General features: G+C 42.1%; 7 protein-coding genes, 1 tRNA gene and 1 pseudogene. 7 read left to right on the top strand and 2 right to left on the bottom strand.

The genetic code is table 11. The features are described from left to right. Window positions 1–227: 227 nt before the first annotated feature. Complete coding sequence (argG, locus tag E0H94_RS16830; protein ID WP_131265737.1) at window positions 228–1,568, bottom strand: argininosuccinate synthase; 1,341 nt, start codon at window positions 1,566–1,568, stop codon at window positions 228–230. A 566-nt stretch (window positions 1,569–2,134) separates the two neighbouring features. Here argG and lldP point away from each other — a divergent pair. The 6 genes from lldP (at window position 2,135) to E0H94_RS16800 (ending at window position 10,132) form a co-directional block, all read left to right on the top strand. Then, a complete protein-coding gene (gene lldP, locus E0H94_RS16825) occupies window positions 2,135–3,805 on the top strand; it encodes an L-lactate permease (RefSeq protein ID WP_171462089.1) in 1,671 nt (556 codons plus the stop codon). A 32-nt stretch (window positions 3,806–3,837) separates the two neighbouring features. After that, entirely contained in the window at window positions 3,838–4,581 is a 744-nt protein-coding gene (gene lldR, locus E0H94_RS16820) for a transcriptional regulator LldR (RefSeq protein WP_131327548.1), read from the top strand. A 2-nt stretch (window positions 4,582–4,583) separates the two neighbouring features. Continuing rightward, on the top strand, window positions 4,584–5,738 hold the full coding sequence (gene lldD / locus E0H94_RS16815; protein ID WP_131327547.1) for an FMN-dependent L-lactate dehydrogenase LldD: 1,155 nt from the start codon (window positions 4,584–4,586) through the stop codon (window positions 5,736–5,738). 304 nt (window positions 5,739–6,042) lie between these two features. Then, entirely contained in the window at window positions 6,043–7,740 is a 1,698-nt protein-coding gene (dld, locus tag E0H94_RS16810) for a D-lactate dehydrogenase (protein ID WP_131327546.1), read from the top strand. A gap of 181 nt (window positions 7,741–7,921) precedes the next feature. After that, entirely contained in the window at window positions 7,922–9,955 is a 2,034-nt protein-coding gene (locus E0H94_RS16805) for an NADPH-dependent 2,4-dienoyl-CoA reductase (protein WP_131327545.1), read from the top strand. Window positions 9,956–10,042: 87 nt separating this feature from the next. After that, window positions 10,043–10,132, top strand: a tRNA-Ser gene (locus E0H94_RS16800). Between the two features lie 237 nt (window positions 10,133–10,369). Here the strand turns inward: E0H94_RS16800 and E0H94_RS16795 are convergent. Next, a pseudogene (locus E0H94_RS16795) lies at window positions 10,370–10,738 on the bottom strand (transposase); the annotation flags it as partial. 911 nt (window positions 10,739–11,649) lie between these two features. On the opposite strand from E0H94_RS16795, the gene E0H94_RS16785 reads away from it, so the two are divergent. Then, window positions 11,650–14,006: Ig-like domain-containing protein (locus tag E0H94_RS16785; protein ID WP_131327544.1), on the top strand; the 2,357-nt coding region annotated here is incomplete at its 3' end.

Raw genomic sequence — 14,006 nt, 5'->3', positions numbered from 1 at the left:
TATCACTCAGTAATGCTAAGCTGAATTACAGATAAATGGCTTAATTCTGGTAAATAAAAAAGGCTTTTTTATTGTTTTTGTGTGATTGAGAAATATCAAAAGCAATCCGTTCTTTGATTAGGGCTATTCCATCTGCGAAGAATCAATACGAACAGGATGTGACTCATAAAGAGAAAAAACCGCCAACTTAGGGCGGTTTTTTCTTTAGATATGCAGCAATTGAAAACTTAGTTTTTGTCTTTCAATTGTGGAACTGCAGAGCCAGTACCTACAGCCAACAAACCAGAGTTGGTATAAATGCCGAGTTTTGCACGTGTATCTGTAATATCGAGGTTACGCATAGTAAGCTGACCAATACGATCCATCGGCGTAAACATTGAATCACCTTTCTCCATAGTTAAACGCTCAGCTTCATACGTGAGGTTAGGAGATTCAGTATTCATGATGGTGTAGTCATTACCACGACGTAATTCTAAAGTGACTGTACCCGTAATGGCTTTAGCAACCCAACGTTGTGCAGTTTCACGCAGCATAAGCGCTTGAGAATCGAACCAACGACCTTGATACAACAAACGACCTAAACGTAAACCGTTAATGCGGTATTGTTCAATGGTGTCTTCGTTGTGAATACCCGTAACTAAACGCTCATAAGCAATATGAAGAAGGGCCATACCCGGTGCTTCATAAATACCACGAGATTTCGCTTCGATAATACGGTTTTCGATTTGGTCAGACATGCCTAGACCATGACGACCACCGATACGGTTCGCTTCAAGAATAAAGTCGACTGGATTTTCAAAACGTTGACCGTTGATTGCAACAGGAAAACCTTCTTCAAAAGTAATTGAAACTTGTTCAGCTTCAACTTTTACATCGTCTTTCCAGAACGCAACGCCCATGATTGGATCAACGATTTTGATGCCTGCATTGAGGTATTCAAGGTCTTTTGCTTCGTGAGTTGCACCCAACATGTTTGAGTCAGTTGAGTAAGCTTTCTCTTTCGACATTTTGTAGTCAAAACCATTGTCGATGAGGAACTGTGACATTTCTGCACGGCCGCCTAACTCATCAATAAATGTTTGGTCTAACCACGGTTTGTAAATTTTAAGTGCAGGATTGGTCAACAAGCCATAACGATAGAAACGTTCAATATCGTTGCCTTTATACGTTGAGCCATCACCCCAGATGTTCACGTCATCTTCTTTCATTGCGGTAACAAGCATTGTACCTGTTACTGCACGACCCAATGGCGTCGTGTTGAAATATGGCATACCGCCAGTGCTGATATGGAATGCACCACACTGAATTGCCGCAATACCTTCAAGTGCAAGCTGTAAACGGCAGTCTACTAGACGTGCTTTTACTGCACCATAAGCTTCCGCTTTTTTCGGAATGGCATCGTAGTCATCTTCATCAGGTTGACCTAAGTTTGCCGTATATGCATAAGGCTCTGCGCCTTTTTGTTTCATCCACAATAAAGCAGCTGAAGTATCTAGACCACCAGAGAAGGCAATACCAACTTTTTTGCCAACTGGGACATTCTGCAAGATAGTTGCATTATCAGTCATTGTTAATCCTAACGATATAAATATAGGCACCGAGAATGGGTGGCCTGAAAGAATACATATTTTTGCGATTGTAGCACTTTTCCAGACGCTTGTTTTCGCAAAACAAAGTCAAAATAAAAAAAACAGTAAATTTTCTAATGGATATACGTAAATTGACGCCCCAAAAAGCAGTATTTTTCCACGGGTTAAAGCTTTGTAATTCACATAAAACTCCGAGAACTGCCTTGAAGGCTGGATAAATCCTCAACAAACACATTAATTCGACTAAAGTTGAATAATTATGCAGTCTGGAATTGCTCAATCTAAAAAAACAAATAAAAACAGTAGTGTTACGACGATTACTCATTTTTTATAAACAGAGTGTTTTAATAAAACGGATTTAATATATTGGTATGACCAATATATTTATTATGCTTTTTTATTGACCTGTTTGAGGTTTGAAACTACTATAATAGCGCAAACAGCTATTATTTTTTTACACTTTTGGTTTATTGGTCTGACCAATTTGATCGTTTTACATCAGGATGATCTGACCAACTCAAGGCTCTAGTAAGCATTTCAAGGAGATGACAATGCTTCAACATTGGCAACAAGTTTACGATCCTATTGGCAATATCTGGCTTTCCAGTTTAATTGCACTTATTCCAATTATCTTTTTCTTTTTAGCGCTGGCTGTCTTTCGTATGAAGGGTAGTGTGGCAGGTACGATCACGGTTGTACTTGCACTGCTTGTTTCTTTATTTGCTTATAAAATGCCTTTGCTGATGGCTTTGGCATCCATGGTTTATGGTTTCTTCTACGGTTTATGGCCTATTGCGTGGATCATTATTGGCGCTGTTTTCCTGTATAAAATTTCGGTGAAAACAGGCCAGTTCGACATTATTCGTTCTTCCATTTTGTCGATTACTGAAGATCAGCGCTTACAAATGCTATTCGTTGGTTTTGCTTTTGGTACTTTCTTAGAAGGTGCAGCAGGTTTTGGTGCACCTGTGGCAATTACCGCAGCATTATTGGTGGGTTTAGGTTTTAAACCTTTATATGCAGCAGGTCTTTGCTTAATTGTGAACACCGCGCCTGTGGCTTTTGGTGCAATGGGGATTCCAATTATTGTGGCAGGTCAGGTGTCTGGTGTAGACACCCATGAAATCAGTCAGATGGTCGGCCGACAGTTACCATTTATGGTGCCGATTGTATTGATCTGGATCATGGCGATTATGGATGGTTGGCGCGGTGTGAAAGAAACATGGCCAGCAGTTATTGTGGGTGGTGGTTCATTTGCGATTGCACAATATTTAACTTCAAACTTTGTTGGTCCTGAATTACCGGATATTACGGCATCGATTGCTTCTTTGGTTTCATTAACGATTTTATTGAAATACTGGCAGCCGAAACATATTTTCCGTTTTGCCAATGAAGAAGGTAATGTTGATGAGAATTTAGCAGAACAAAAGCAAAAGAAATATTCAATTGCTCAAATTGCTAAAGCATGGTCACCCTTTGCGATTTTAACTGTGATGGTCACGATTTGGAGCGTAAAACCGTTTAAGGATTTATTTACCAAAGATGGTGCATTACATGACCTCGTGATTGCAATCAAAGTGCCGTATTTGCATCAAATGATTCAAAAGATGCCACCTGTTGTTCCTGAAATTAAAGATTACGATGCAATTTATAAATTTGATTGGTTCTCGGCAACGGGTACTGCAATTTTAATTGCTGCAATCATCACCATTATTTTCTTAAAAATGAAGCCAAAAGAAGCAGTAATTACTTTTGGTGAAACCGTTAATGAATTAAAAATCCCAATTTATTCTATTGGTATGGTGTTGTCTTTTGCTTTTATTGCCAATTATTCAGGCATGTCTGCAACATTGGCATTGGCGCTTGCACATACAGGTCATGCATTTACCTTCTTCTCACCATTCTTAGGATGGCTTGGTGTATTCCTCACAGGTTCAGATACCTCTGCCAATGCTTTATTTGCTGCTTTACAGGCAACAACTGCACAACAAATTGGTGTGCCAGAAGTGCTTTTGGTGGCGGCCAATACCAGTGGTGGTGTAACCGGTAAAATGATTTCGCCTCAATCGATTGCGATTGCCTGTGCGGCGGTAGGCTTGGTCGGTAAAGAGTCTGATTTATTCCGTTTTACCGTAAAACACAGTATAACGTTCACAATCATGATGGGTATTATTATTACCTTACAAGCCTATGTGTTCCCATGGATGATTCCATAACACAAATTGTGTACCAACGTTAAGGAAAGCAGATGAAAGTCTCCGATAAAGCTGTACAAAGCCTGCGTGTATTGATTGAACAAAGCAATATGCAAGTTGGAGACCGTTTGCCTGCTGAAAGAAAGTTGTGTGAGCAACTTGGTGTATCCCGTTCCTCTTTGCGCGAGGCAATACAGCAATTGACCAGTCAGGGCATGCTGGTCAGCAAAGTCGGTGCGGGAACTTATTTACAACAATCACCTAGCTCTTGGTCGCAACATCAAATTGTTCAGCCGCTGAGTGAGCTAATTGATGAAGATCCTGCTTATCGTTTTGATGTGCAGGAAGCGCGAATTATTCTGGAAGGGGGGACAGCATGGCATGCCGCTTTACGCGCCACCCCAGAGGATATTCAGCACATCCGTAATTGTTATGACCAAATTACCCATTTCCAGTCTTTGGGCGATGATGAGCAAGCTGCACGTGCCGATGCCAATTTTCATTTGGCGATTGCAGAAGCCTCTCACAATTTGGTGCTGATTCAAGTCATGCGTGGCGTGTTCGATTTGTTGCAATTTAACGTGGCTTTAGGACGACGCAAAGTCTATTCCGAAGCGCACCGTTTTGATCAATTGCATGAACAACATTTACAAGTGATTGATGCGATTGAGCGCCGAGACCCTGAAGCCGCACGCAAGGCTGTATGTGGGCACATTGAGTTTGTAGTTCAGCAAGTACGTTCGATTGATGAGGAAGAAGCTCGTCGACAACGTTCGAGCCGTTTAAACAGGATATAACCATGATTATTTCATCTGCAAATGATTATCGCGAAGCTGCGAGACGTCGTTTACCGCCATTTCTTTTCCACTATATTGATGGTGGAGCCTATGCAGAATATACCCTGAAGCGCAATGTAGAAGATCTTTCTAAAATTGCATTAAGACAACGCGTTCTGAACGATATGTCAGAGCTGAGTCTTGAAACCAAACTGTTTGATGAAACTTTGTCGATGCCTGTGGCATTGTCGCCAGTGGGTTTAACTGGTATGTATGCGCGTCGCGGTGAAGTTCAGGCGGCAGTGGCAGCGGATAAAAAAGGCATTCCTTTTACATTATCGACCGTTTCAGTGTGTCCAATTGAAGAAGTGGCACCTGCTATTCAGCGCCCAATGTGGTTTCAATTGTATGTGCTGCGTGACCGCGGATTTATGCGCAATGCCTTGGAACGTGCTAAAGCAGCAGGCTGTTCGACATTGGTATTTACTGTGGATATGCCTGTTCCGGGTGCGCGTTACCGTGATGCCCACTCGGGAATGAGTGGACCTAATGCCGCAATGCGTCGTTATATGCAGTCGTGTTTCCACCCACATTGGGCGTGGAATGTCGGCATGATGGGACGTCCACACGATTTGGGTAATATTTCTAAATATTTGGGTAAACCGACTGGTTTGGAAGATTATATTGGTTGGTTAGGTTCTAACTTCGATCCGTCTATTTCATGGAAAGACTTAGAGTGGATTCGTGAGTTTTGGGATGGCCCAATGGTCATTAAAGGTATTCTTGATCCCGAAGATGCCAAAGATGCAGTGCGTTTTGGTGCAGATGGTATTGTGGTTTCAAACCACGGTGGTCGTCAACTTGATGGTGTTTTATCTTCTGCACGTGCGCTTCCTCCAATTGCCGATGCGGTCAAAGGCGATATTAAAATCCTAGCAGATTCAGGTATTCGTAATGGTTTAGATGTGGTGCGTATGCTAGCGATGGGTGCGGACACCTGTATGCTGGGTCGTGCTTTTGTCTACGCATTAGGTGCAGCGGGCGGTGCTGGTGTTTCAAATCTTTTAGAATTGATTGATAAAGAAATGCGGGTTGCCATGACGTTGACTGGTGCCAAAACCATTACAGATATTACATCTGACTGTTTGGTCAAGTTAGAGAGAGAGTTGGCTGAGTGAAGAGCTTTAACGAGTGTGGTGGTTCAGTCATAAGTTTATGAGTTGAAAATATTTAAATTTTTTAATTCATCTCCCAATTCATTTTACTTTAATCCCTCCCAGCCTCCCTTTTAGAAAAGGAGGGGCTACATCTTTCAAGATTAAAGGAATGAAAAAGTTCCCCCTTTTTTAAGGGGGATTTGGGGGGGGATTCTTTCGATATCGGATTAAAATTTAATTTTTTATTTTTAATTCAAAAACTTAAATAAAAAATTAAATCAATAAACATTATTCCTGATTAACATTTGGAATAGGAAAATTTCATATGCAAACTCAATCAGATGCACAGTACGCCATTCAAAAGCTCATCGCTATTGTCGGTAAACAATATGTATTAACCGAAGATAAAGACACTCGTTTATACCGCCAAGGTCGTCGCTATGGTGCAGGAAAAGTGTTGGCTGTTGTCGCACCGGGTTCATTACTTGAACAATGGCAAGTTTTGCAAGCGGCTATTGATGCGGATTGTATTGTAATTATGCAAGCGGCTAATACCGGTTTGACAGGTGGCTCGACTCCTTTTGGTGATGATTATGACCGCCCTGTGATATTGATGAGCACACGTCGGTTGGCGGGCATTCAAATTATTCGTGATGGGCAGCAAGTGATTTGTCTGCCTGGAGCAACGTTAGATCGTTTAGAAAAAGAACTGGCACCCTTTAATCGTGAACCACATTCGGTGATTGGTTCTTCTTGTATTGGTGCATCTGTATTGGGCGGTGTGTGTAATAACTCAGGCGGTGCTTTGGTACGCCGTGGTCCTGCTTATACCGAATTGGCACTTTATGCCCGAGTCAATGAAGCGGGTCAATTGGAACTCGTCAATCATTTGGGGGTAGATTTAGGTACTACGCCTGAAGAAATCTTATCTCGTCTGCAAAATCAGCAATATCAAATGCTTGATGTGCAGCATAATCCAAGCTGTTGTGCATCTGACCAGCGTTATGCCCATGATGTCAAGCAAGTAGATGAAGCGACCCCTGCACGATTTAATGCCGACCCATCCCGCTTGTTTGAAGCATCCGGTTCGGCAGGAAAAATTTGTGTGTTTGCGGTTCGACTAGATACTTTTGAGAAGATTCCAAGTCAGGTGTTTTATGTGGGCACCAATGCACAGGATGATTTGACAGAAATTCGTCGTTTTTTACTGAAAGATTTGCCGCGATTACCGATTGCAGGGGAATACATTCACCGCGTCGCATATGACATTGGTGCAGAATACGGTAAAGATACTTTTGTCTTTATTGAAAAATTTGGTACGGCTAAAGTACCTGCTGCCTTTGCCATGAAGGACAAAGTTGATGGCTATTTGGAAAAAGTAGGCTTGAAAGGATTGTCCGATAAAGTTCTGCAATTGATCACCAAGTTTATGCCGAATCATTTACCAAAACGCATGAATGAATTTCGTGATCTTTATGAACATCATCTGATTTTACGCATTGAAAATCAGGATGTGGAGCAAGTGAAACAGTTTCTGAGCGGTTATTTTTCCCAGCGTTCTACAGGCAGTTTTTTTCATTGTAGTGAAGAAGAAGGGCGAAAAGCCTTTTTACATCGTTTTGCAGTCGCGGGTGCTGCGATTCGTTATCGTGATACCCATCGGAGTGAAGTGGAAGATATTGTAGCGCTGGATATTGCTTTACGTCGTAATGACCGTGAATGGGTGGAAACCTTGCCGAAAGAAATGGACGAGATGATCGTGCATAAACTGTATTACGGACATTTTTTATGTCATGTGTTCCATCAGGACTATATTGTCAAAAAAGGTGTCGATCCTTTGGCAATGGAACATCAAATGTGGCATTTACTGGATGATCGTGGTGCTGAATATCCCGCAGAGCATAATGTTGGACATTTGTATGTGGCGAAACCTGCGTTAAAACAGCATTATCAAAAGCTTGACCCAACCAATAGTTTTAATGTAGGGATTGGGCAGACCTCGAAATTAAAATACTGGAAGTAAATCCAACAGCTGATTCATAAGTTGTGATAAAAGTGTAGTCAACTCGCAATAGAATTTGGCTACACTTTTTTATTGGCTGATTATTTTGTGAATCAGTCTGTTAAAGCCATAAACAAAATAAAAAATCACGTTAAAGTATTATGCAACAAGTTGCAAAGCCAATAAATTATAAGGATTCACCATGACCACACCCTATATAAATACTTTAAAACCCCTTCATTTGGGTTTTACCACCATTAAAAACCGTGTGGTGATGGGCTCTATGCATACAGGTTTAGAAGACCGCTTTTATAATTATCCTAAACTGGCTGCCTATTTTGGCGAGCGCGCGAAAGGAGGGGTTGGACTGATTATTACAGGCGGAATTTCACCGAACCGTCAAGGTTGGCTGCTTCCCGCAGGTGGTACCATGAATACCATGGGAGATATTGCACCGCATCGTTTGGTGACCCATGCGGTGCATAAGCATGGGGCAAAAATTCTCATGCAGATTTTACATTCGGGTCGTTATGGCTATCAACCTTTCGTGGTATCTGCTAGCCCCATTAAGTCTCCTATTTCACCGTTCAAACCCCGCCAGATGAGTGAAAAACTCATTTTGGCCACTATTCAAGATTATGCGCAAACATCATATCTTGCAAAATTGGCGGGTTATGACGGTGTCGAAATTATGGGTTCAGAAGGTTATTTACTGAATCAGTTTTTAAGCCGTCATGTCAATCAACGTCAAGATCGTTGGGGTGGTTCGATTGACAATCGTATGCGTTTTGCGGTTGAAATTGTCAAAGCAATCCGTCAGAAAGTGGGGGAGACATTTATTATCTGTTTCCGCTTATCTATGTTGGATTTGGTGCATGATGGCAACACCATGCAAGAAGTAATTACCGTTGCACAAGCTTTAGAAAAAGCAGGTATTACCTTATTAAATACAGGCATTGGTTGGCATGAAGCCCGTATTCCGACTATTGTGACTTCGGTGCCACGTGCAGCATTCGCTGACTATACCGCAGAAGTGAAAAAGCATGTGACAGTGCCTGTGATTGCCTCAAACCGAATTAATATGCCAGATACAGCAGAAGAAATATTGGCACAAGGCAAAGCCGATATGGTGCAAATGGCACGTCCATTCTTGGCAGATCCTTATTGGGTCAATAAAACTGCGACCAATCGGGTAGATGAAATCAATACCTGTATTGCCTGCAATCAGGCGTGTTTGGATCATACCTTTAAAAATCAACGTGCAACTTGCTTGGTCAACCCGCGTGCGGCATTTGAGACTGAATTGGTTTATGTCAAAACTGCTAAGCCTAAACGTGTCGCGGTTATAGGTGGTGGAGTTGCAGGCATGTCGGCAGCCACAGTTGCGGCAGAACGTGGGCATCAAGTGACATTGTTTGAAGCCAGTCATGAAGTGGGTGGGCAATTTAATTTAGCTAAAGTGATTCCTGGCAAAGAAGAATTCCACGAAACGATTCGCTATTTTAAAGTGCAGCTGGAAAAAACAGGGGTTGAGCTACGCTTAAATACCCAAGTCAGTCGCGAACAATTAGAGCGAGAAGGTTTTGATGAAGTTATTATTGCTACGGGTGTCGTGCCACGGGCATTAAAGATTCAAGGCAGTGATGCGCCGAATGTACTTTCTTATGCGGAAGTACTGCGAGGAGCAACAGTCGGTCATCGTGTTGCAGTGATTGGCGCTGGGGGAATTGGCTTTGATGTGTCTGAGTTTTTATTAAAACCGCCACATCAAGTTCAGCCGCAACCTTTAGCTGAGTGGAAGCGGGAATGGGGGGTGGCTGCTGAAGCACACTATATGACAGAAGGTGGTTTACGACATGCAGAAGTTGAAGTGCCTGTACGTGAGATTTATTTATTACAACGTAAAACCACGCCATTAGGCATTGGGTTGGGTAAGACTTCGGGTTGGGTACATCGTGCGCAATTAAAAAAACATGCGGTACGGATGTTACGTGGTGTGCAGTATAAAGCCGTGACTAATGAAGGCTTGTGGGTTGAAACCAATGGTCAGGATCAGTTGCTTCGAGTCGATACCATCGTGGTGTGTGCAGGGCAAGAATCTGTAAAAGATTTAATGCCAAGTGAAGGGCAGGCCACTTTAGCCAATTACCATATTATTGGTGGTGCAAAACTTGCAGCAGAGCTTGATGCAAAGCGTGCAATTCGTGATGGCGCTGAAATTGCAACCAAAATTTAAGGAATTGATGAAACAATACACACTTGAATGTTTTAACTGTATTTTTTACTTGTCTAAAATGAAAAAGCTTAGTATTCTTGCGCACATGGAAGCGTGGCAGAGCGGTTTAATGCACCGGTCTTGAAAACCGACGAGGGTGTGAGTCCTCCGTGAGTTCGAATCTCACCGCTTCCGCCAATTATCTAAATAAGCCCTTGTTTTTACAAGGGCTTATTTTTTATCTATGGTTTTACTCCTCAATCTACCCTTCATCAAATTTTGGATGTAAAAAGTAGTAACAGGATGATTTTGGATGGGATGAGAAATAGGTTTAAAAAAACCATAATAATTCTAAACTCTTTTTAATATTTTTATCTCATAACGGCTTTGTTGCACAAAGATTTCATAACTAGAGTTTCTCTAAGCGACTCAAATTTAAGAGACAACTTGGGTATGAGATCGACCTAATTCAGTAAATTTATTGAGTAGGGCTACACGCGTATGAATTTCATTCACCTGACTAGGAAAGTTCCTTGCAGTTAATTTATCGCCTAATAATTTAATGCAATGTACTTTGGTTTCCACCAAACTTCGACGATGATACCCAGACCACTTTTTCCAAATGGCTCGTCCCAGACGTTTGACTGTTTTTAATAATTCATTCCTTTCTATAGATCTCGCTTGCTTGTCTTTCCAAGGTTTCGCATTTTTTCTTGGTGGAATCACTGCATGTGCTTGTCGATCTGAAATCACTTGTCGGTAGTATTTCGTGTCATATGCTCCATCTGTATAGACAGAATCAATATAAGCCTTTTTGCTAAGTTCAGCTAAATTAAAATATAGAATAGGTCTGTTTTCAATTGGATGTGGAATTATAAAATCTAGATCAAGTAATTAAAAATCTGAATTCCAACAATAGGTTTAAGCAGTACTAAAAACCATTGGATACAGTCTATCGAGGCATTTTTTTTAAATTCTTTTGCTATAGGAAAGTCAAAAAATACGTCATCACTTGTATAGAGCAATGGTTCATAAGAAGCAAATTTAAGTTTCTTTTCTTTTTTAGGGAATTGGTCGCTTCAATAAACTCTATCGTTACATTTGGCCAAAACAATAAATTGGATACTATTGAACATACAGACTGGAGTTGTAAATTTGGTGTGCTAACTCAACTGATGGCTCTAGTTCTCCTCCTTTTCAAGTCAACTTCTTATCCTTGATTTTGGTTATTTAGGGAGATAGTTCCTATTTCACTAATTTTAATAAAAGTTTCACTTTTTTATATCACATAATTCTTTAAAAACAGCGTGCAAATCAAACATACTTGTGTAAAATGTGAACCAGTAAACGTTATTGATGTATTTTGCTTACTAATATCAAAAATTAGGTAGAATTTCTATGGTTAAGCCTTCTATGGTTATGAATTCAATTGAATTGTCAATGCGTGTGCTGGACCTAAATTCACAGCTTTTACACTCCCGTTTTCCAGAAAATAATAATCAATTAATCATTTTAAAAAGAGATAGTTCGTTATATGTCGGGAATAGATAAAAAAGCAAAACGGTCCAATTGATTTCTACTAGGACGGAAATCAAAAAATATAGATTTTACATCAAAATTATTTATCACGGTTTTTTGGGTACTAAAAGCTACTTTGATAGACCTGATCAGAATGTTATGCACGGAATTTTTATAATTTAAGGGGTAAATAACTAATGCTTGTACATGTGAAAGTTATTTCGATTGTTGGAGCGGTTGATAAAGTAACAATGTCTGGTAAACATTCAGCATTGAGAAAAAATATAAATTTATCAGAGCATGATAAATTGGTTATTCCTGAAGATGGTAAGGTTGTTTTACATTTATCAAATGGAAAAGTGATTCAAATTAATGGTAGTGATCTGAGCCAACAAAATGGGGTGTTGGATGTAGGTCAATTACTTGCAAAAGAGAATCAGGTTCATAACCTAGCTGATGAAATTCAGAAAATTGAAACATTTGTAGCGAAATACAAAACTCTTGAAGATGACTTTGAAGAGCAAGGTGATTTAATTCGCCTGGAAAATGGTCGAGTATTCCAAAAAAATGGTAAGGACTATATTGAAATTGAAACAGGATGGTTTCAAGAGGACCCAACCACAAATTATGGCGGGCATCGTTTCGTACAGTTGACTCGTATTGGTGAGCAAGGTGTATCGGATGGTTATACACCACTGACATTGAATCGTATTGTCGAACCACTTGCACCATTAAGTCCTCAATATCCTGAAACTAACCGAATTAGTCAAACTGAAAAGTTGTATGAATGGTCATCATTAAGTTCTCTTAATAATCCACCAAATGTGTCAAATGTGCCAAATGTAGAAATTACCTTACAAGAAGATCAAACTATTACAGGCCGTATTGCTGCAACTGATATTGATCAAAATAAATTAAGTTATACGAAAGGTACAGATCCTGAACATGGGATCGTCGTTATTAATAAAGATGGAACTTACACCTATACACCACATCCAGATTATCATGGACAAGATTCATTTACTGTTATTGTAGAAGATGGGCTTGGTGGTAAAACTGAAACGACCATCACGGTCACGGTGAGTGCCGAACAAGATGCGTTTAATGATACCGCCACTGTCAGCAGTGGCCAGTCGGTCAATATCAATGTACTTGCGAATGACTCATTTGAAGGCAGTAGCGTTGCAGTCAGCAGTGTGACACAGGGGACCAACGGCAGCGTCAGCATCAACCCAGACGGCACCGTGAAATACACAGCGAATGCCGGCTTCAGTGGTAGCGATAGCTTCACCTATACCGCGATCGGCAGTACCGGCGTCGCTGAAACCGCCACCGTAACAGTGACCGTAGCAAGCAACCCGACCACGATCAGCGGTGCAATCACCGGTACAGGCACTGAAGATGCGGGCACAATCAGCGGCCAGATTACAGCGGCAGACCTGGATGGACTGGATGCCACTACACCCTACAGTGTGACCAGCACAGCAGCGCACGGTCTAGCGAGTGTGGATGGAAATGGCAACTGGACGTACGTTCCAGCGAAGGACTATAACGGTTCTGACAGCTTTGTGATCACCGTGAAAGATGCCTTGGGCAATAGTAGCACCCAAACCATCACGGTCACGGTAAGTGCCGAACAAGATGCATTTAATGATACCGCCACGGTCAGCAGCGGCCAATCGGTCAATATCAATGTACTTGCGAATGACTCATTTGAAGGCAGTAGCGTTGCAGTCAGCAGTGTGACACAGGGGACCAATGGCAGCGTCAGCATCAACCCAGACGGCACCGTGAAATACACCGCGAATGCCGGCTTCAGTGGTAGCGATAGCTTCACCTATACCGCGATCGGCAGTACCGGCGTCGCTGAAACCGCCACCGTAACAGTGACCGTGGSAAGCAACCCGACCACGATCAGCGGTGCAATCACCGGTACAGGCACTGAAGATGCGGGCACAATCAGCGGCCAGATTACAGCGGCAGACCTGGATGGACTGGATGCCACTACGCCCTACAGTGTGACCAGCACAGCAGCGCACGGTCTAGCGAGTGTGGATGGAAATGGCAACTGGACGTACGTTCCAGTGAAGGACTATAACGGTTCGGACAGCTTTGTGATTACCGTGAAAGATGCCTTGGGCAATAGCAGTACCCAAACCATCACGGTCACGGTGAGTGCCGAACAAGATGCATTTAATGATACCGCCACGGTCAGCAGCGGCCAATCGGTCAATATCAATGTACTTGCGAATGACTCATTTGAAGGCAGTAGCGTCGCAGTCAGCAGTGTGACACAAGGGGCCAACGGCAGCGTCAGCATCAACCCAGACGGCACCGTGAAATACACCGCGAATGCAGGTTTCAGTGGTAGCGATAGCTTCACCTATACCGCGATCGGCAGTACCGGCGTCGCTGAAACCGCCACCGTAACAGTGACCGTGGGAAGCAACCCGACCACGATCAGCGGTGCAATCACCGGTACAGGCACTGAAGATGCGGGCACAATCAGCGGCCAGATTACAGCGGCAGACCTGGATGGACTGGATGCCACTAC

The organism is Acinetobacter sp. ANC 4173 (assembly GCF_004331255.1).
Classification (GTDB): domain Bacteria; phylum Pseudomonadota; class Gammaproteobacteria; order Pseudomonadales; family Moraxellaceae; genus Acinetobacter.
The sequence above is the reverse complement of the archived record's forward strand: the minus strand, read 5'-3'. Positions and strand labels throughout refer to the sequence as shown.

Excerpts from the sequence above, each read along its gene's own strand:
- argG (WP_131265737.1), bottom strand. The coding sequence starts at position 1,568 with ATGACTGATAATGCAACTATCTTGCAGAATGTCCCAGTTGGCAAAAAA.
- lldR (WP_131327548.1), top strand. The coding sequence starts at position 3,838 with ATGAAAGTCTCCGATAAAGCTGTACAAAGCCTGCGTGTATTGATTGAA.
- dld (WP_131327546.1), top strand. The coding sequence starts at position 6,043 with ATGCAAACTCAATCAGATGCACAGTACGCCATTCAAAAGCTCATCGCT.
- lldP (WP_171462089.1), top strand. The coding sequence starts at position 2,135 with ATGACAATGCTTCAACATTGGCAACAAGTTTACGATCCTATTGGCAAT.
- E0H94_RS16805 (WP_131327545.1), top strand. The coding sequence starts at position 7,922 with ATGACCACACCCTATATAAATACTTTAAAACCCCTTCATTTGGGTTTT.
- lldD (WP_131327547.1), top strand. The coding sequence starts at position 4,584 with ATGATTATTTCATCTGCAAATGATTATCGCGAAGCTGCGAGACGTCGT.